14 protein-coding genes are annotated in these 19,273 nt (G+C 69.2%); 8 read left to right on the top strand and 6 right to left on the bottom strand.

Translation table 11 applies throughout. The features are described 5' to 3' along the window. Positions 1–103 precede the first annotated feature (103 nt). The 4 genes from AAIB33_RS11655 to AAIB33_RS11640 are packed head-to-tail and all read left to right on the top strand — an operon-like array spanning position 104 to position 6,249. Positions 104–1,462 (top strand): MFS transporter, encoded by a 1,359-nt coding sequence (locus AAIB33_RS11655; RefSeq protein ID WP_345800127.1) that lies wholly within the window; start codon positions 104–106, stop codon positions 1,460–1,462. A gap of 10 nt (positions 1,463–1,472) precedes the next feature. Then, complete coding sequence (locus AAIB33_RS11650; RefSeq protein WP_345800126.1) at positions 1,473–4,166, top strand: family 78 glycoside hydrolase catalytic domain; 2,694 nt, start codon at positions 1,473–1,475, stop codon at positions 4,164–4,166. Between the two features lie 14 nt (positions 4,167–4,180). Further along, complete coding sequence (locus AAIB33_RS11645; RefSeq protein WP_345800125.1) at positions 4,181–5,425, top strand: family 1 glycosylhydrolase; 1,245 nt, start codon at positions 4,181–4,183, stop codon at positions 5,423–5,425. Further along, positions 5,422–6,249, top strand: coding sequence for an SDR family oxidoreductase (locus AAIB33_RS11640; RefSeq protein WP_345800124.1), 828 nt, complete (start codon positions 5,422–5,424; stop codon positions 6,247–6,249). Before AAIB33_RS11645 ends, AAIB33_RS11640 begins: the two co-directional genes overlap by 4 nt. A 69-nt stretch (positions 6,250–6,318) precedes the next feature. Here the strand turns inward: AAIB33_RS11640 and AAIB33_RS11635 are convergent, their stop codons facing one another. The 3 genes from AAIB33_RS11635 to manD form a co-directional block, all read right to left on the bottom strand. Then, the gene (locus AAIB33_RS11635) at positions 6,319–7,917 is read right to left on the bottom strand and encodes a hypothetical protein (protein ID WP_345800123.1); all 1,599 of its coding nucleotides are present in this window, start codon (positions 7,915–7,917) and stop codon (positions 6,319–6,321) included. Positions 7,918–7,995: 78 nt separating this feature from the next. After that, a complete protein-coding gene (locus AAIB33_RS11630) occupies positions 7,996–9,366 on the bottom strand; it encodes an MFS transporter (RefSeq protein WP_345800122.1) in 1,371 nt (456 codons plus the stop codon). 67 nt (positions 9,367–9,433) lie between these two features. Continuing rightward, positions 9,434–10,672: a D-mannonate dehydratase ManD gene (manD, locus tag AAIB33_RS11625; protein WP_345800121.1), complete on the bottom strand. Its 1,239-nt coding sequence runs from the start codon at positions 10,670–10,672 to the stop codon at positions 9,434–9,436. Between the two features lie 175 nt (positions 10,673–10,847). Between manD and uxaC the strand changes: the two genes are divergently transcribed. The 4 genes from uxaC to AAIB33_RS11605 all read left to right on the top strand — a co-directional run bounded on the left by uxaC (position 10,848) and on the right by AAIB33_RS11605 (position 16,582). Further along, positions 10,848–12,245 (top strand): glucuronate isomerase, encoded by a 1,398-nt coding sequence (gene uxaC, locus AAIB33_RS11620; protein WP_345800120.1) that lies wholly within the window; start codon positions 10,848–10,850, stop codon positions 12,243–12,245. Beyond that, positions 12,242–13,552: a mannitol dehydrogenase family protein gene (locus AAIB33_RS11615; protein ID WP_345800119.1), complete on the top strand. Its 1,311-nt coding sequence runs from the start codon at positions 12,242–12,244 to the stop codon at positions 13,550–13,552. The genes uxaC and AAIB33_RS11615 overlap by 4 nt, the downstream gene beginning before the upstream one ends. A 121-nt stretch (positions 13,553–13,673) precedes the next feature. Next, positions 13,674–15,467 carry a beta-glucuronidase gene (uidA, locus tag AAIB33_RS11610; RefSeq protein WP_345800118.1) on the top strand — a complete coding sequence of 598 codons (1,794 nt, stop codon included), beginning with the start codon at positions 13,674–13,676 and terminating at the stop codon, positions 15,465–15,467. A gap of 59 nt (positions 15,468–15,526) precedes the next feature. Next, entirely contained in the window at positions 15,527–16,582 is a 1,056-nt protein-coding gene (locus AAIB33_RS11605) for a LacI family DNA-binding transcriptional regulator (RefSeq protein ID WP_345800117.1), read from the top strand. Between the two features lie 72 nt (positions 16,583–16,654). On the opposite strand, the gene AAIB33_RS11600 is transcribed toward AAIB33_RS11605, so the two are convergent. From AAIB33_RS11600 to AAIB33_RS11590, 3 genes are all read right to left on the bottom strand, one after another. Next, positions 16,655–17,959, bottom strand: a complete 1,305-nt coding sequence (locus tag AAIB33_RS11600; RefSeq protein WP_345800116.1) for an ABC transporter permease — start codon at positions 17,957–17,959, stop codon at positions 16,655–16,657. Further along, a complete protein-coding gene (locus tag AAIB33_RS11595; RefSeq protein ID WP_345800115.1) occupies positions 17,956–18,654 on the bottom strand; it encodes an ABC transporter ATP-binding protein in 699 nt (232 codons plus the stop codon). The genes AAIB33_RS11600 and AAIB33_RS11595 overlap by 4 nt, the downstream gene beginning before the upstream one ends. 204 nt (positions 18,655–18,858) lie before the next feature. Then, entirely contained in the window at positions 18,859–19,221 is a 363-nt protein-coding gene (locus tag AAIB33_RS11590) for a helix-turn-helix transcriptional regulator (RefSeq protein ID WP_345800114.1), read from the bottom strand. Positions 19,222–19,273: the final 52 nt, after the last annotated feature.

The following is a 19,273-nucleotide window of genomic DNA, read 5'->3' as shown; positions in this document are numbered from 1 at the left end:
CATCCGCCGTTCCGGCGAGCTTGCCAATTCTAACCATTCCGGTTACTCTTCACGAAAGATGACCATGCTGGTTACATTTGGATCACACGATGAGGGAGTCAGAGTGACCACCAACACCCCCGACGGCGGCCGGCGCGAGGCCGTCGCCGCCTTGTCCGCTGAAGAGCCTGTGGCCGGTGTCATGCCGAGCGCGTCGCTCGCCTCGGCCACCGGGACGGACGTCGAGCCCCAGACGCCGATGAGCAAGGGGTACATCTTCTGGCTCATGCTCGCGAGCTTCGGCGCGTCGATGGCGATGATGGTGCCGCTCTCCTACGGCATCGCGGTTCGCATCACGGAACTGGCCCCCGGCCATGAAGAGGTCCTCGGCTACATCACCGGAACGGCCCAGCTCGTCTATCTGCTGATCAGCCCTCTCGTCGGGATCTGGAGCGACCGGACCCGATCGCGCCTCGGCCGCCGCTCGCCCTTCATCTACCTGGGCGTCGCCATCGGGCTGACCGGGCTCGTCGTCATCGGGGTCGCCCCGAATCTCCTCATCATCGGCGTGGGGTGGGTCCTCGGCATGTCGGGATGGTCGATCGCCGGCGCCGCGCTCCAGACGCTTCAAGCCGACAAGCTTCCCGAAGCCCAGCGCGGCAAGGTGTCCGCGCTCACGGGGCTCATGACGCAGATCGCCCCGGTCCTCGGCATCGGCGTCGCGTACGCGGTGTCGTCGAGCACACTGCTGATCTTCCTCGTGCCGGGCGTCATCGGTGCGCTCCTGCTCGCGATCTTCCCTCTCATCAAGCCCGAGGGGAGCTCGAAGTCGCTCCCGCGGCGCGAGCAGGTGACCGTCCGCTCCGTCGTCACGAGCTACGGCTTCGATGTGCGGAAGTACCCCGACTTCGCCTGGAACTGGCTGGGCCGCTTCGTCTTCTTCATCGGCCTCTACTTCAACACCACCTTCGGCACGTTCTTCTACGCTCAGCGCCTCGACCTTCCGGTCCGCGAGGTCGCGGGGATCGTGGCGACGGTCGGCATGGTCGGCGTCCTCGCCGCCGCCGGCGGAGCTCTCCTCGGCGGGTTCCTGTCGGACAAGCTGCAGCGCCGTCGCCTGTTCGTCATGATCGCCGCTCTGCTGTTCGTCGGCGGTGCCGTGACGGAGGCGACCGCGTGGAGCCTTCCGCAGATCATCGTCGGCGCGGTCCTCATGCAGCTCGCGATCGCGGTGTTCGCGACGGTCGACCAGGCGATCATCTACGCTCTCATCCCCGAGCGGGACCAGGCCGGCCGCTACATGGCCGTCATCCAGTTCGCGCAGAAGATCCCCAGTGCGGTCGCGCCGCTGCTGGCCGGGGTGATCATCACGATCGGCGCCGCGGGCGGAGTCAAGAACTACACGCTGCTGTATCTGACGGGCGCTGCGTTCGCCCTCGTCGGCGGGCTGATCATCCTGCTCAAGGTCAAGTCGGTCCGCTGATCCGCCGCCGATGCCAGAGATCATGCTGCCCCACGCACCCTTCGCCCTGAGCGTCGACAGCGGTGGTGACGAGTTCCCCGTGACCGGAGCCTCCCCACGCCTGTCGTGGAAGCTCCCGTCGGGCGGGAGCAACCGGTTCCTGCTCGAGGCGACCGTCGACGATGGCGCCCCGGTGGAGAGCGAGGTCGACGGTCATCGCTTCGTTCGCTGGCCGTTCGCGTCGCTGCGCAGCGGAAGTCGCGTCCGCTGGAGGGTCCGACGCGCCGGGTCGGATGCCGCGTGGTCGGAGCCCGCGACCTTCGAGGTCGGCCTGCTCGATCACGACTGGACGGCCGAGTGGATCTCGCCGGTCGAGGCAGACGATCCGGGATACGGCCGGCGTCCGTCGTCCCTGCTGTCGGGACTGTTCACGCTGCCCGCGGGCGTCGTCTCCGCGCGCCTGTATTCGACGGCGCTCGGCCTGTACACCGCGACTGTCAACGGGCGTCGTGTCGGCGCAGACGAGCTCGCACCGGGATCCACCTCGTATGACCGCACGCTCTACGGTCAGGCTCATGACGTCACCGGTCTGGTGGCACCCGGCGAGAATCGCATCGATGTCGAGCTCTCCGACGGCTGGTATCGAGGTCAGGTCGGGGCTTTCCGCCTGCCCGCCGGGTGGGGTACGACGCTGGGTGCTCGCGTCGAGCTGCACTGCCGCCTGGAGGACGGCTCGACGCACGTCGTCACGAGCGACGGGTCCTGGTCGAGCCGGCCGTCCTCGACGGTCCGTGCTGACCTCATGGAGGGGCAGACCACGGACTTCCGCGTCCGCGGCACCGATTCTCGTGCGGTGATCCTCGGCGCAGTGACCGACGCCCCGCCGATCGACTGGTCACCGGCGCCGCCGGTTCGCGTCGTGGAAGTGCGCCCGCCCGTCAGCGCGCGTGAGATCCGTCCCGGCGTGTGGGTGCTGGACTTCGGGCAGAACGCCTCAGGTTGGATCCGCCTCACCGACCTCGGAACGCCCGGCACGCGCACGGTGATCGAGTACGGCGAGTACGTGGACCGTACGGGCGATCTCTCGACGACGCATCTCGACTCCCACCGTCCCGGCGAGGCGCCGATGCCCTTCGTGCAGCGTGACGACGTGATCGCGGGTCCCGAGGGCGAGGTCTTCGAGCCGCGGCACACGATCCACGGCTTCCAGTACGCGCGTGTCACGCGGACCGACGGTCCCCTGAACCCTGCATCCGTCTCCATGCAGGTCGTGCACACCGATCTGCCGCCGACAGGATCGTTCGCCTGCAGCGACGTGGAGCTCAATCGCCTGCACGAGATCGCACAGTGGAGCTTCCGCGGCAATGCCGTCGACGTCCCGACCGATTGCCCGACGCGCGAGCGCCTGGCGTGGACCGGGGACTATCAGGTGTTCGCCCCGACGGCGACGCGGTTGTACGACGTGCTCGGGTTCACACGCAAGTGGCTCCGGTCGGTGCGTGACGACCAGCTCGACGACGGGCGCATCGCGAACTTCTCGCCGGATGGCCGGCGCATCAAGCACCACCTCGACGACCAGTTCGCGATGATGACCGGCTCCGCGGGATGGGGCGACGCGATCGTCGCCGTGCCGTGGGAGATGTACCTCTCCTACGGTGACCGCCTCGTCCTGGAGGAGAACTACGACGCCATGGTGCGCTGGGTCGATTGGGCGCTCGAGCAGGCGCGCACCTCGCGCCACCACGCTCGTGTTCAGTCATCCCCGCAGCCGGCGTCCTTCGAGCAGTATCTCTGGGACGGCACGTTCCACTGGGGCGAGTGGACCGAACCTCGCGAGCGCGACGCGGACGGCAACCGCATCGACCCGATCAAGAGCGACCCCATGGGCTGGTTCATGGCCGACAAGGGCGAGGTGGGCACGGCCTATCTGCACCGCTCGACGGCCACGCTCGCGGAGATCGCGAGCATCCTGGGCAGAGACGCGGATGCCGACCGCTACGCCGCGACCGCGAACCATGTCGCGGATGCCTGGCGGGAGGCCTACCTCCACGCGGATGGCACGACCGTGACCGACACGCAGGCCGCGTACGTGCGCGCCCTGTCTTTCGGCCTCATCCCGGAGGGCCTGCGCGAAGCGGCTGTCGACCGCCTCGTGGACCTCATCCGCAGCGCAGGAACGCATCTCGGCACGGGATTCCTCGCCACGGCCGATCTGCTTCCCGTTCTCGCCGGTGCCGGTCGACCCGACATCGCCTACGAGCTGCTGCTGCAGCGGACCGCTCCGTCGTGGCTGTACATGGTCGATCGCGGCGCGACGACCATCTGGGAGGACTGGGAAGGCATCGACGAGAACGGCGTCGCGCACGAATCGCTGAACCACTACAGCAAGGGCGGTGTCATCCGCTTCCTCCACACCCACACGCTCGGACTCCGGCAGGACGAGCAGTCCGTGGCATGGGAGCGGGTGGTGATCGCGCCGCTGCCCGGCGCCGGCCTGACCTGGGCTCGGGGCTTCCACGACGGACCGCAGGGGAGGATCGCCGTCGATTGGCGCGTCGAGAGGGACAGCATCCGCATCACCGCCGACATTCCCGCCGGAACGGCCGCCAGGGTCGTCTTCCCTGGCGGCGAGAGCCACGACGTGGGACCGGGTCGATTCGAAGGAACGGCTCCGCTTCCCGCATCACATCAGACCTCACCCCATCCCACCCCCTCACACGTATAGGAGTCCCGAGACCCATGACCGAGATCCGCTTCCCCGACGGCTTCCTCTGGGGGGCCGCCACCGCCGGACACCAGATCGAAGGGAACAACGTCAACAGCGACTGGTGGGCCCGCGAGCAGATGATGCCCGGAATGGAGCTTTCCGGCGACGCCGTCGACAGCTACCACCGCTACCGCGAAGACATCCAGCTGCTCGCCGATGCCGGCCTCACGTCGTACCGGTTCAGCCTGGAATGGTCGCGCATCGAGCCGGTGCGCGGATACTTCTCGAAGGCCGAGCTCGCGCACTACCGCCGGATGATCGACTTCTGCCTCTCCCTCGGGGTCACGCCGGTCGTGACGCTTCAGCACTTCACGACGCCGCAGTGGTTCGCCGCCCTCGGCGGGTGGGACGGCCCCGAGGCGGAGGCGCTCTTCTGCGCCTTCGTCGAACAGGCGTGCACGATCCTCGACGGCGTCGAGTGGGTCGTCACGATGAACGAGCCGAACATGCAGGCCGCCATCATGACTGCCATGCGGCACCTCGCGGCGTCGGGTGGCGACTGGACCAGTCCGACCGTCGAGGCCGACGGCGACGAGGAGAAGAAGCAGACCCACAGCGAGTTCCTCACCTACGCCGATCCCGAGATCGGTCGTCTCTTCACGCGCATCCACCACGCGGCGCGTGCCATCGTCCGCGAGCGGACGGACGCCAAGGTGGGCTGGACGATCGCGGCGGGTGCGCTCACGGCGGCGCCGGGCGGTGAGGAGAAGCTCCTGCAGATCCGTTACGGCAAGGAAGACGTCTACTGGGAAGGCAGCCGCGGCGACGACTTCGTCGGCGTGCAGGCCTACTCGTCTCAGGAGGTCGACTCCAACGGACTGGTGCCGCACCCCCCGCACCCCGACAACACCCTCGTCGGCACAGCCTTCCGCCCCGACTCCCTCGCGATGGCCGTGCGCCACGCGTGGGAGGTCAGCGAGCACACCCCGATCCTGATCACGGAGAACGGCATCGCCACCGCCGACGACGCGCAGCGCATCCGCTACACGGACGAGGCGCTGCAGGGGCTCGCCGGCACCATCGCCGACGGCATCGACGTGCGCGGATACCTCCACTGGTCGCTGCTCGACAACTTCGAATGGGGCCACTGGGAGCCCACGTTCGGCCTGATCGCCGTCGACCGCGACACCTTCGTGCGTGAGCCCAAGCCGAGTCTCGCCTGGCTCGGGGCCGTCGCACAGCGCAACGCGCTCGAGACGGCGGAGGCGGTGGCATGAGCTTCCCCTTCGCAGACGTCTCCACCCGGACGATTCCCGACCTCATCTCGCTCAGCGGCCGCCGCGCCGTCGTGACCGGGGGAGCGCAGGGACTCGGCCGGGCCATCGCCGACCGGCTCGCCGAGGCGGGGGCCTCGGTGGCGATCGCCGACCTCGACCTTCGGCGCGCTGCGGATGCCGCGGCCGCCGTCGCGGGGGCATCCGGTGCGCTGACGATCGGCGTCCAGATGGACGTCGCCGACTCGGCGTCGGTGCACGATGCCGCCGACGCAGTGACGGAGGGACTCGGCGGCGTCGACATCTGGGTGAACAACGCCGGCGTCTTCCCCAGCGTCCCGGTCGTCGAGATGAGCGACGAGCAGTGGGACCGGGTCTTCGCCGTCAATGCGCGCGGCGTGCGCAACGGGGCCCGAGAAGCGGCCCTGCGGATGACGGAGGGCGGCGTGGTCGTCAACGTGGTCTCCACGGCGGGCTTCCGCGGTACGGCTCCCGGGCTCTCGGCCTACGTCGCGTCCAAGCACGCGGTGCGCGGCATGACCAAGCAGATGGCGCTCGAGTTCGCTCCCCGCGGCATCCGCGTGCTCGGCGTGGCACCCTCCTACGTGCCCACGGAGGGCAACCTGGCTGCCGCGGCGGCCGCGATGGAGAACCTCGCCGCGGCCGGCATCGATATGTCGAGCGTGCCCGCGGCGATGACGCAGAGCCTCATCGGACGCGTCGGCACCCCCGACGACATCGCCCGCGTGGTGCTGTTCTGCGCCAGCGATCTCTCCATGATCATGACGGGGAGCACACTGCTCGCCGACGCCGGGGAGACCATCTGACCGACGCGCCGGGAGGCACCGATCGTCGGGTGCCTCCCGGCGCGATCTGCGCCGCTGGGGAGGACCGCGCTACTCGGAGAGGTCGGCGATGTCGAGCCGGCGGCTCCCTGCACGTGCGAAGCCGAAGGATCTCGGGTTCCCGTCCTCGCCGAGGTCGAAGAGCAGGCGCGTTCCCGCCGAGATTCCCGACCAGGTGACCCGGAGTCGCATCTCTCCGTCGACCTCGCCCGTCGCGGCGAGGTCCGCGCGGTATCGCGTACCGGCGGCGAAAGAGCTCGTGATCTCTTCGAAGCCGTCGTAGAAGGTGAGACCGTCGTCGCTGAAGCCGTCGTAGTCCACGCGCGTGAACCCTTCCCGTCCCGTGGCGATGTCGCCCGAGCGCAGTTCGACGCTCGCGCAGCCGGAGTGACGGCCCGCCACCCGGCCGACGAACGAGGCGGGAGTCGGCGTCGCGAGGACGGCTGCGGCATCCTCACCCGTGATCGCGTACGGAATCTGCGCGGGCGCAGGCCGCACCGCGACGGGCTCGGACGGCACGTGGTCCCGCAGGTGTGCGATGCGCACGCGCAGAGTCGCGTGAGCGCCGGGGCGCATCGTGCCGCGGAGCGTCTCGATCCACATCACGCGAGTCCCGGAGGGATGCCACGACAGGGGCGAGACGTAGACCCACTCGCCGTCGGGATCGGCGAGAGAGATGCCCTCGTAGTGCGGTTCGGCCTGCGATCGCGCGATGTCGATGAGCACCGGGCCGATGTTGCCGCGACGGAATGTGCGCACGCCCGAGACGGTGTACATGTACGCGGCCCACGAGGCGCCGCGACCGGCGATGCCGGCGAGGGGTCGGGGGAGGAGTCCGAGCACGGCGGGGTTGGTTTCGACGGAGGCGCGTGATGTCATGACGATCCCCAGCCGCTCGTCCGGGGAGAGGATCGTGGTCTCGTCGTACCCGGGGGCCCGTGTGACGGGGGTGAACGCATCGCCGTCGAGGCTCTGGATGACCGAGTCGGGAAGGAACCCGCCCGCGCTCCCTACCGCCGAGATCGCCGTGCCGCCGCGGACGAACTGCTTGACTTCGCCGCCCCGGACCGGCGTCGGGATGACGCATCCCTCGTGCTCGGGATCCGGCTCGAACGCGGATGCGCTGCTGATGAGGGTGGCGTCTTCGATCGTGTAGCGATCGGCGCGGCGCTCGAGGCGGCCCCACGCGGCTGCGGCGCCCATGTCGGTGCGCAGGATCGTCCAGGCCATGTGCTCGTCGTCGGGCGAGACGATGATCTCCGACCAGTGGTGCGAGGTGAGCGGGTCGTGCTCGAGGTCCCACGGATACTCGAGCGGCACGAGCTCGGCGCGCGTGCACGAGTCGATGTCAGGTGAGCATTCCAGGATGTAGTCGCCCAGCAGCACGCGCCTGTTGTCGGCGAAGGGCATGTGGCGGATGCCGTTGGCCCTGGCGTGCTCGGGGATGTCGCCCTCGAAGATCCTGCGGAAGCCGGTGCCGTCATCGGCGACGACGGACAGCGCGTAGCGGTCCTCGTCGGGCCCCGCCGTGCGGTGGAGCACGAGGACGCTGCCCGCGTACGTGTAGGTCGCGGAGGGCGCCTGGATCCCGTCGGGGAGCGGCACCGTCGAGACGTGGATGCGGCCGAAGTCGGTGGAGTCGAGATCCATGGCAGTCCTTCCGAGATGTGACAGCACGGCACCTGAAGGAGGAGGGATGCCGCGTCCGGCATCCCTCCTCCCTTACTCTCAGCGGACCGCCTTGACCTTGAGCAGGATGATGAGTCCGCCGAGGACGGCGCAGGCGCCGCCGATGAGATAAAGGAGCGTGTAGTTCTTCACGCCCTCGACGGCGCCGATCGTGATGATGACGGAGGCGATGAGCGGTGCGATGCCGCTGGGGATCTTCTGCGCGAACTGCACGACGGCCATGTAGCGGCCGGCCTCGGCGCGGTCGGGGAGGATCGCCATGACGATCGCCTGGTCGACGGCGCCGAAGGCGGCGAGGGCGAGGTTCATGACGACGGCGCCGGCGATGAGATTGGGCATCGCATACGCGGTGGCCTCGATGACCGCGCCGATCGCGAAGAGTCCGGCGCCGATCGCCACGAAGAGCTTGCGGCGTCCGAGCTTGTCGGAGAGCCAGCCGCCGCCGATCGCGCCGACGACGGCCGCCACGATGCCGAGGAGGCCGATGATCGCGACGAGTCCGGCCACCTGTGAGACGGGCACGCCGAGGCGCTGCGAGTAGAAGAAGGTGCCGAACGTCGTGTTGAAGTACAGGCCCACGAAGAAGACGAAGCGACCGAGCCAGTTCCACCCGAAGTCGGGGTACTTGCGGGGGTTGAAGACGAAGCTGCCGAAGATCTTCTTGAGCGAGATGCGCTCGGTCGGCACCGGCAGGTTGCGGGAGTCGGGGTCCTTCCCGAAGAACACGAACAGGAGTGCCAGGATGCCGCCGACGATGCCGGGGAGGAGGAAGACCGCGACGAGGCTGACGTTGACGACGGCGTAGACGAGGCCGATGCCGATGATCGGGGCGACCTGCGCCGCGACCCCGGTGAGGGCGGAGACCCGCCCGCGCTGGATCTCGGGCAGCTGGTCGGCCTGGATGAAGAGGACGGTGGATCCGACGTTGGCCCAGCCGAGCATCGCGATGACCCAGCCGACGATCATGATCGGGATGCTGGGCGAGAGGCCGATGACCAGGAGGCCGAGAAGGCCGACGATGATGCCGCCGATGATGAACGGCTTGCGGCGGCCGAGTCGCGTCCGGGTGCGGTCGCTCCAGATGCCGACGAGCGGCGACGTGACGATGAAGACGACCTGAGCGATGCCGGTGGCGTAGCCGAGGTACTCCTCGTGCCCGGGTGCGAGCTCCTGGATACGCAGCGCGAGCGAGTACGACATCGGCACGATGAAGGCCATCGAGGCGCCGAAGTTGAGGAAGAAGAGCCACAGGATGAAGCTCTTCGAGACCTTCTTCGTGGGGCCGTCGGTCGTCGGCAGGTTGGTCGTGACGGGCCCGGCCGCCGGGCCGGCCGTCGTGGGGCGGCTCGTCGCGGCGGCGATGAGGATGCGCTCCTCCTCGGTCGCCGTGAGGTCGTCGTGGTCGTTCATGGTGCGGTTGACTCCTTCGTCAGGTGCGGTGCTGGATCGCTGGGGGGCGAGTGCGGGCTGGGTGGGGTCACCAGTCGTGGACGGTGCCGTCCGCGAGCCGGTTGTAGGGGAGGTAGGCGCGGACGTACGGGTAGGTGCCGGCCGCGTCGACGTCGAGGTCGACGCCCAGCCCGGGTTTGTCACCCGGGTGCAGCATCCCGTCCTTCCAGGTGTAGGACTGCTGGAAGACGGCATCGGTCTTGTCGCCGTGCTGCATGTACTCCTGGATGCCGAAGTTGTGGATCGCGAGGCCCAGGTGCATCGCCGCGGCCATCCCGACGGGCGAGATGTCGGTCGGCCCGTGCATGCCCGATTTGATCTGGTACTGCGAGGCGTAGTCGAGCACCTTCTTCAGGTGCGTGATGCCGCCGGTGTGCGTGACGGCCGAGCGGACGTAGTCGATGAGCTGCTCGCGGACGATCTGCTGGTAATCCCACACGGTGTTGAAGATCTCGCCGATCGCGAGCGGCGTGGTGGTGTGCTGCCGCACGAGGCGCAGGGCCTCCTGGTTCTCGGCCGGTGTGCAGTCCTCCAGCCAGAACAGGTCGTACGGCTCGAGCGACTTGCCCAGCTGGGCCGCCTGGATCGGGGTCATCCGGTGGTGTCCGTCGTGGAGGAGGGGGAGCTCGGGGCCGAACTCGTTGCGGACGGCCTCGAAGACGGTCGGCACGTGCCGCAGATACGACCGGGTGTCCCAGTCCTCCTCGTTGGGCAGGCCGCCCCGCTGCGCCGGCTCGTGGTCGTAGCGGACGCCCGCGTTCGCCTCGTAGGTCGCGTTGGAGGCGATGCCGTAGATGGATTTCAGGCCCGGCACGCCGGTCTGGATGCGGATCGCCTTGTAGCCCTTCTCCTGGTGCTCCCGCACGCTGTCGAACAGCTCCGGGATGTCGCGGCCCGACGCGTGCCCGTAGGCCAGCAGCCCCGTGCGCGAGGCGCCGCCGAGCAGCTGGTACACGGGGAGACCCGCAGCCTTGCCCTTCAGGTCCCAGAGCGCCATGTCGACGGCGGCGATCGCCGCCATCGTGACGGGCCCCCGGCGCCAGTACGCGCTGCGGTACAGGAACTGCCAGGTGTCCTCGATGCGGTGCGCGTCGCGCCCGATCAGCAGCGGCACGACGTGCTCCTGCAGGTACGCGACGACCGCCAGCTCGCGCCCGTTGAGCGTCGCATCTCCGAGACCCGTCAGGCCGTCGTCGGTCGTCAGCTTGAGCGTCACGAAGTTGCGGTCGGGGCTGGTGACGATGACTTCGGCCTGTTCGATGCGCATGGCGTTCTTCCGTCGGTGAGCGCTCGCCGGGTGCGGCGCTGCGATGACCAAGTACAGCAGACGTGGCGCAAGTTGGCAAGCGGTTGCGCAACCCAACTTTTGTGCCGGGAATGGTTTGGGACGGCTGATGAGCAATCGGTTGACAAAACAGTCTCCGCCAGGTGGAATGGTCGGCATGCTCCTTCCGCGACGACGTGACCCTGCGCGCCTGCTGCCGGCCGATCCGCGCACCCGCGCCATCGCACTCGACCTGTATCAGCGCGTCGCCCACGCCCCGATCGTGTCGCCGCACGGACACGTGCCGGTGGAGTGGCTCGTCGACGACGCGCCGTTCACGGATGCGACGTCGCTCCTCGTGACCCACGACCACTACGTCACGCGCCTGCTTCACGCGTCCGGCGTCGACCTCGCCGATCTCGGCGTGGGCGGGCGTGCGGTCGAGCCGCGTGCGGCGTGGCGCCTCTTCGCGGAGCGCTGGCCGCTCTTCGCCGGCACCGCCTCGGGCTACTGGATCGAGGAGGAGCTCATCAGCGTCCTCGGGATCGACACGCCGCTCTCCGTCGACACGGCCGACCGCGTCTTCGCCGAGATCCAGGCGCGCCTCGACGACCCGGGTTTCCGGCCGCGCGCCCTGTTCGACCGCTTCGACATCGAGGTGCTCGCGACCACCGACGATCCTCTCGACGACCTCGCCGGCCACGCCGGCCTCGCGCAGAGCGGTCTCGGCGGTCGGGTCGTCCCCACGTTCCGTCCCGACCGATACCTCGACCCCGACGCAGCCGGGTTCACGGAGTCGATCGAGCGGCTCCTCTCCGCGACGGGCGAGGCGGCGACCTTCTCCGGCTATCTGGCCGCGCTCGAGGCGCGCCGTGAGCACTTCATCCGCCACGGCGCGGTCTCGGCCGATCACGGGGTGGAGGAGCCCACGACGCTCGACCTCGCTCCCGGTCAGGCCGAGCAGCTCTTCCAGTCGGTCGTGACAGGCTCAGCCGCCGCCGGCGACCGCGCCGCCTTCCGCAGTCACATGCTCCTGCAGATGGCCCGCATGAGCGTCGACGACGGGCTCGTCATGACGGTGCACGCCGGCGTCGTGCGCAATCACAGCACGGCGACCTTCCAGAGATTCGGGCCCGACACTGGCCACGACTTCCCGCGCCGCACCGACTTCGTGCGAGGGCTGCGCCCGCTGCTCGAACGCTTCGGGCTGGAACGCGACTTCCACCTCGTGCTGTTCGCCGTCGATGAGACCGTCTACTCGCGCGAGATCGCCCCCATGGCGAGCTTCTACCCGAGCGTCTACATCGGCGCACCGTGGTGGTTCCTGGATGCCCCGGACGCGATCGGGCGGTTCCGATCGGCGGTCACCGAGAGCGCGGGCTTCTCGCGCGGCTCCGGCTTCATCGACGACACGCGCGCGTTCCTCTCCATCCCGGCACGGCACGACACCGCGAGGCGGGCGGATGCCTCGTTCCTCGCGAGACTCGTCGTGGAGAGCCGACTCTCCCAGGAGCAGGCGGGCGCGGTCATCGACGACATGGTCGGCCCTCAGCCCAAGCGGGTGTTCAAGCTGTGACCCCCTCACGCTCGCGCCCCGCACCGCCCGCTCGCATCGTCCACCTGGGACTCGGCGCCTTCAGCCGCTCGCACACCGCGTGGTACACGGCGCACGCCGCCGACGCCCACGAGTGGGGGATGGTCGGCTACACCGGCCGCAGCCGCGACCTGGCCGACGCCCTCTCCGCGCAGGACGGCGTGTACACGCTCATCGAGCGATCGGCCGAGGGCGACCGGGCCGAGGTCATCGAGAGCATCGTGCGCACGGCGCCCGGCGGCGATGTCGCCGGCCTCGTCGCCGACCTCGCCTCGCCCGAGACCGCGATCGTGACCCTCACCATCACGGAGGCGGGTTACCGCACCCGCTCGGACGGTACCGCCGATGCCGGCGATCCGCTCGTGGCGGCCGACCTCGCCGCCCTCGCGGACGTGGCCGCGGGGGGCGTGCGCGTCGAAACCGCCCTCGGCCGTCTGGTGCTCGGACTCGACGCCCGCCGGCGTGCCGGCGCAGGCCCCCTCGCGCTGGTCTCGTGCGACAACCTCTCCGACAACGGCGGACTCCTGCGCCGCGGCATCCTCGCGCTCTGCGAGTCGCTGCCCGAGACGGCGGCGTGGATCGCGTCGAACGTCTCGTTCGTGTCGTCGTCCGTCGACCGCATCACGCCGCGGCTCGACCCCGACGAGATGCAGCGCCTCGAGGAGCGGTACGGCGACCGGGCTCCCGTCGTCGCCGAGCCGTTCTCGGACTGGGTGCTGTCGGGGGCGTTCCCCGCCGGGCGGCCCGCGTGGGAGACCGCCGGTGCGCGCTTCACCGACGACCTCGAGCCGTGGGAGTCGCGCAAGCTGTGGATGCTCAACGGCGCGCACACCCTGCTTGCCAACCTCGGTCCTCTGCGCGGACATGAGACGGTCGCGCAGGCCATGGCCGATCCCGTCTGCCGCGACGCCGTCGAGGCGCTCTGGGACGAGGCATCCCGTCACCTGCCCGCCGAACTCGAGACGGACGCGTACCGCAGGGCCCTCATCGAGCGCTTCGAGAACCCGCGCATCGTGCACACGCTCGCGCAGATCGCGCTCGATACGCCCCGCAAGCTCGGCCTGCGCATCGCACCCGTTGCGGAGCGTGAACGTGCCGACGGCCGCGACGCCGCGGCATGCGCTTTCGCGTTCGGCGCCTGGATCGCGGGGAGCGGCGCACACCCCGCGACGGCCCTCGCCGAGGTCAGCGGCGCGCTCGCCGCCGATACCGCATTCGTGCGGGCGGTTCGTCATACCGCCGCCCGCCTGCAACACGGCCGCGACCCGTCGCTGGCCGCTCTGTCGTGATCTCACTTCGACCGAGCACGGCGACGACGACCGACATCAAGACCCGCCCGACGGCTCCCTCGCCGACCTGGGTGACAAGAGCCCCCACATCCACGCCGCAACGACGCGAAGGACCACCCGCATGCTGAAGCCCATCTCCACTCCCACCCGCGAGCTCGTCAACCTCGACGGCGTCTGGCGCTTCGGGATCGACACCCGGCTCGGCGAGACGCCGTGGACGGCGCGACTCGACACGCCCCTCGAAGCCGCCGTGCCGGCGAGCTACAACGATCTGTTCACCGACCCCGAGATCCGCGACCACGTGGGCTGGGTCTACTACCAGCGCGAGGTGCGGGTGCCCCGCGGGTGGAGCGACGAGCGCATCTTCGTGCGCTTCGACGCCGCGACGCACGCCGCTCGCGTGTACGTCGACGACGCGCTCGTGGGCGAGCACGTGGGCGGCTACACGCCGTTCGACGTCGAGCTGACCGATCGGGTCGCGGCGGGCGGGTCGTTCCGGCTCACGGTCGCCGTGAGCGGCGACCTCACCAACGAGACGATCCCGCCCGGCAAGATCGAGGTCGGCATGGACGGGCGGCAGAAGCAGACCTACTTCCACGATTTCTACAACTACGCAGGCCTCGCCCGATCGGTGTGGCTGCACAGCATCCCCCGGATCTCTATCGACGATGTGACCGTCACGACGGACTTCGAAGGCTCCGTGGGATCTGTCGATCTCCGCGTCGAGACATCCGACGCGGTCGACGTCCGGGTGCGGATCGCGGATGCCGGGGGCGAGGTCGTGGCCGAGGCATCCGGCGCCTCCAGCACCCTGTCGATCGCCGACGTCGTGCTGTGGAAGCCGGGCGCCGCCTACCTCTACGACCTCACGATCGAGGCGGTCGACGGGGACCGGGTCCTCGACAGCTACACGCTGCCCGTCGGCGTGCGCACCGTCGAGGTGCGAGGCCACGAGTTCCTCATCAACGGAGAGCCGTTCTACTTCACGGGCTTCGGCAAGCACGAGGACTCCGCCGTGCGCGGCAAGGGCCATGACGACGCGTACATGGTGCACGACTTCCAGCTCATGGAGTGGATCGGCGCCAACTCATTCCGCACATCCCACTACCCGTATGCCGAAGACGTGCTCGAGTTCGCCGACCGCCACGGCATCGTCGTGATCGACGAGACGGCGGCCGTCGGACTGAACATGGGCGTCGTCGGGGGGATGTCGGGCAAGCCGCCGTTCCCGACGTTCTCCGAGCAGTTCGCGAACGACAACACGCGCGCCGCGCACGCGCAGCATCTGCGCGAGCTGATCGGGCGGGACAAGAACCACCCGTCCGTCGTCATGTGGTGCATCGCGAACGAGCCGGCTTCCAACGAAGACGGCGCCCGGGAGTACTTCGAGCCGCTCGTCGACCTCGCCCGCGAGCTCGACCCCACACGTCCGCTCACGTACGCGCTCGTCATGTTCGCGACCTTCCAGAACGACCGGATCATCGACCTCTTCGACGTTGTGAGCCTGAACCGCTACTACGGCTGGTACGTCGCGACCGCCGACCTCCCGACCGCGGAGCGCTACCTCCAGGGAGACATCGCGGGCTGGATCGAGCGCACCGGCAAGCCCGTCATGATGACCGAGTACGGCGCCGACACGCAGCCCGGCATCCATTCCGTGTGGGACCAGGCGTGGACCGAGGAGTATCAGCGCGACTACCTCGCGATGAACCACCGCGTCTTCGACCGCTTCCCGCAGTTCGTCGGGGAGCAGGTGTGGAACTTCGCCGATTTCGCGACGTCGAACGGCATCCACCGCGTCGACGGGAACAAGAAGGGCGTCTTCACGCGCGATCGCAAGCCGAAGTCGGCAGCGTGGGCGCTGCGCGAGCGCTGGCGCGGGCTCGACGGACGAAAGCCGGGCGCCGACGGCTGAGCCGCACGCGGCTCGGGGCAGGGAGTGCATGATGGGTGGGATGACCCGAGGATCCGCACGTGAGCGCTGAGGCCGCAGGCGCGCCGGCCGTCATCCCCGACGAGATCGCGGAGCGGATGCGCCGACGCGGCGGCGCGGCGACCATCTACGACATCGCGGAGCTCGCGGGCGTGAGCGCGTCGACGGTGTCGCGCGCGCTCAGCAAGCCGGGCCGCATCAGCGCCAAGACCGAGGCGAGGATCCGCCTGGCCGCCGATCAGCTGAACTTCCAGTTCAACCCGATGGCCCGGGCGCTGCCCACGGGCCGCAGCCACACGATCGCCCTCGTCGTCGCCGACATCACGAACCCGGTCGTGTTCGGCATCGTCCGCGGCGCCGAGCGCGCGGCGGCGGAGGCGGGCTACACGCTCGTCATCGCCGAGTCGCAGGAGTCGGGCGAGGCCGAGGCACAGGCCGTCTCGCGCCTGCTGCCCAGTGCCGACGCCCTCGTGCTCGCGACGACGCGTCTGCCCGACCACACCATCGCCGACTTCGCCGCCCGCAAGCCCGTCGTGCTGATCAACCGCCTCGTCGAGGATGTGCCGGCCGTGCTCCCCGACGTCGAGACCGGCGTCACCCAGCTGATCGAGCATCTCGCCGGGCTCGGCCACCGCTCGCTCGTGTACCTCGCGGGGCCCGAGACGTCGTGGATCAGCCGCCGCCGCTGGGAGTGCATGCTCGACGCCGCGGAGCGGCTCGACATCGGCATCGTGGAGATCGGGCCCAACAGCCCGACGATCGACGGGGGCAAGTCGGCGTTCCGCAGGGTCGCGGCCGCGCGCCCGTCGGCCGTCATCGCCTTCAACGACCTCATGGCGATCGGCCTCGTCCAGGCCGCCGCGGCGGCCGGAGTGAGCGTGCCGGACGACCTCAGCATCGCCGGTTTCGACGACATCTTCGGGAGCGAGCTCATCGTGCCGCCGCTCACGACGGTGGGCAGTCAGCTCGTGCTCGCCGGCCAGCGCGCCGTGGACAGCCTGCTCGCACGCCTCGACGGCCGACCGGACGAGAGCCTCGACGAGCTCCTCGCGACGACCCTCGTCGTGCGGGGGAGCACCGCGGCGCCGCGCGCCTGACCGCGCCCGGGCGACGGCGCCGTCGACCGCCTCGTCCTGCCGCCGAGCGGCCGCGGAGGAGCCGCCCGCGGGCTACTCGTAACGGAGTGATTCCACGGGGTCGGCGCGTGCCGCCCGCGCCGCGGGCAGCGTGCCGGCGAGGAACGCGATCGCCATGACGACGATGATTATGCCGGCGATGGACAGCGGGTCGAAGGCGATGAGGGTGAGGCCCGGCAGGTCAGACAGGACCGATGTGGAGAGCCAGGAGCTCAGTGCGCTGCCCGCGAGCATCGCCACGGTCACGCCGATCGCGCTGCCGAGGAATCCGATGAAGGCGGCCTCGAGGCTGAACAGGCTGAAGACCCGGCCGTTGCCCATGCCCATCGCCTTCATGAGGCCGATCTCGCGCGTGCGCTCCTGGACCGACATGTAGAGCGTGTTCACGATGCCGAAGCCCGCAGCGAGGAGGGCGATCACGGCGAAGGCGTTGAGGACGAGCACGATGCCGTCGATCACGGTCTTGAACAGCCCGAGCTGGTCGGCGACGGTGGATCCCGTGTAGCCCGCGTCGTTGAGACGCTCCTTCAGGGCTGCGACGTCATCGTCGGTGGCAGCGGGGTCGAAGAACACGCTCGCCTGAGCGTACCGATCCATCTGGTCTGCGGGGACGCCGATGTTCTGCGCGTCGAAGAGCGCGTCGCTGAGAGCCTTGTTCGGGACGATGCTCGCACCCGAGGGGGAGGCGAGGCCCTGCTCGGCGACCCCGACGACCGTCGCGTCGACGAGGTGCTGCGTGCGCTCAGCGTCGGTGACGGCGAGGGTCACGGTCTGACCGATCGCCTCGTTCGCGCTTCCGAGACCCATGGGCTCGACGAAGGCGACGGGAAGGACGAGCTGATGGTCGGCGGCTGCGTCGTCGGGTGTGACTCCGGTTTCGAGCGGAATCGTCTGCCCGGCTATGAGGGTGCCGACCCCGATGACGAACTTCGTGCCGTCGCCCGCCTGGATGTAGTCGGGCGAGATCGTGCGAGTGGGCTGGACTTCGCGCACCCCCTCGATCCCGGCGATCGTGTCGAGGTCGGCTGGGGTCAGCGCCACCACGGTGGTGCCGGGAGGGCCGGGCTGTCCGCTGGGGATCGCATCCGGGTTGTACTTCACCGGGTCGGTGGCGTCTACTCCTGTCGCTCCCTCGGGAGTCGTCGTGACCGTCATGACGTCGGAAGCGCCGATCGATTCGACCGTGTCGTCGATGAACGCGTTGATGCCGGTTCCCAGCCCGCTCGTGAGAGTGAGGGTGAAAGCGCCGACGAAGATCGCAAGGATCGTGAGGATCGTCCGCGTCTTGGAGCGGAACGTGTTGGCGATGGCGGAGCCGATGAGGTCGGCGGTGCTCACGCGGGCACCGCCGCGGAGTCCTCGATCAGCAGTCCGTCCCTGATCGACAAGCGTCGGTCGCAGCGGCGGGCCAGCTCTTCGTCGTGCGTGACGAGGACGAGCGTGATGCCGTTGTCGCGATTGAGCTCGAACAGGATGTCTTCGACGATCGCTCCCGTGGCCGAGTCGAGGTTGCCCGTCGGCTCGTCGGCGAAGATGATGCGAGGGTCGTTGACGAGCGCGCGGGCGATGACCGCACGCTGTTTCTGGCCTCCGGACAGGTTGACCGCCTTGTTCTTGGCCTTGTCGTCGAGCTCGAGCTGCGCGAGCGCCGCGTGGCCCCGGCGGCGGCGCTCGGCGCGCCCGATACCGGCGATCTTCAAAGGCAGCATCACGTTCTCGAGCACCGAGGCGTTCCCCGTGAGGAAGAACTGCTGGAACACGAAGCCGAAGGTCTTGTTGCGTGTGCGGTTCAATCGCCGTCCGCGCAGAGTGGAGGTATCCACTCCCTCAAGCTCGACCGTGCCGGAATCGGGAGCGTCGAGGAGTGCCAGCACATGCATGAGGGTCGACTTCCCGGATCCGCTCTTGCCGACGATGGCGATGCTCTCGCCCTCGTGGATGTCGAAGCTCACGCCTCGCAGCGCATCGAAGCGGTTCTGTCCTCGGCCGTACGATTTGCGCACGTCCCGGACCGAGATGATCGGCACACTCATGGCTCTCCCTCGATTGCATGGGAACGTGTCGCTCTTCACTATGGCCCAGATCGCTAGTTTATCTAGCGAATGATCGCAGAAGGCAACCTGACGCTGCGTGTACGTCGGCGTGGGCGTGCGGCTGTCGCCGCTCAGGCGCTCGCGGCTCCTCCCGCTCAGCGGCTCAGCGGCTCTTCCCGCTCAGCGGCTCAGCGGCTGCGCGGCTCAGCGTCTCAGCGTCTCGGAGGGGTTCTCTCCGAATTCCGCGCGGTACTCTGCGGCGAAGCGGCCCTGGAGGGTGATGCCCCACCGCCGGACCACGTCGGCGACGGTCGTCGTGGCCGGATCCGCATCTCGCAGCTCGGCGTTCACCTGTCGCAGCCGGGCCACCCGAAGATACGCGCCGGGTGTCGTCGAGAAGTGACGGCGGAAGGCGTACTCCAGAGTGCGCACCGAGATGCGCGCAGCGTCGGCGATCTGGGTGACGGAGATGGGTGCGGCGAGGTTCTCCTCGATGTAAGCGGTCGCCCGCCGGATTGCTCGGGGGAGGGCATTCACGCCCGACGCCGGCGCAACCTCTGCCGTCACGGGAAATGCGACGAGCAAGGTGGCGATCACGAGATCCCGCACCACGCTCGAC

Origin of the sequence: Microbacterium sp. AZCO (assembly GCF_039614715.1) — a bacterium.
Lineage (GTDB): Bacteria > Actinomycetota > Actinomycetes > Actinomycetales > Microbacteriaceae > Microbacterium.
The sequence above is the reverse complement of the archived record's forward strand: the minus strand, read 5'-3'. Positions and strand labels throughout refer to the sequence as shown.

Bases quoted from the DNA above. Each gene is read 5' to 3' on its own strand.
- AAIB33_RS11650 (WP_345800126.1), top strand. From the start codon at position 1,473: ATGCCAGAGATCATGCTGCCCCACGCACCCTTCGCCCTGAGCGTCGAC.
- AAIB33_RS11645 (WP_345800125.1), top strand. From the start codon at position 4,181: ATGACCGAGATCCGCTTCCCCGACGGCTTCCTCTGGGGGGCCGCCACC.
- AAIB33_RS11640 (WP_345800124.1), top strand. From the start codon at position 5,422: ATGAGCTTCCCCTTCGCAGACGTCTCCACCCGGACGATTCCCGACCTC.
- AAIB33_RS11635 (WP_345800123.1), bottom strand. From the start codon at position 7,917: ATGGATCTCGACTCCACCGACTTCGGCCGCATCCACGTCTCGACGGTG.
- AAIB33_RS11630 (WP_345800122.1), bottom strand. From the start codon at position 9,366: ATGAACGACCACGACGACCTCACGGCGACCGAGGAGGAGCGCATCCTC.
- manD (WP_345800121.1), bottom strand. From the start codon at position 10,672: ATGCGCATCGAACAGGCCGAAGTCATCGTCACCAGCCCCGACCGCAAC.
- uxaC (WP_345800120.1), top strand. From the start codon at position 10,848: ATGCTCCTTCCGCGACGACGTGACCCTGCGCGCCTGCTGCCGGCCGAT.
- uidA (WP_345800118.1), top strand. From the start codon at position 13,674: ATGCTGAAGCCCATCTCCACTCCCACCCGCGAGCTCGTCAACCTCGAC.
- AAIB33_RS11595 (WP_345800115.1), bottom strand. From the start codon at position 18,654: ATGAGTGTGCCGATCATCTCGGTCCGGGACGTGCGCAAATCGTACGGC.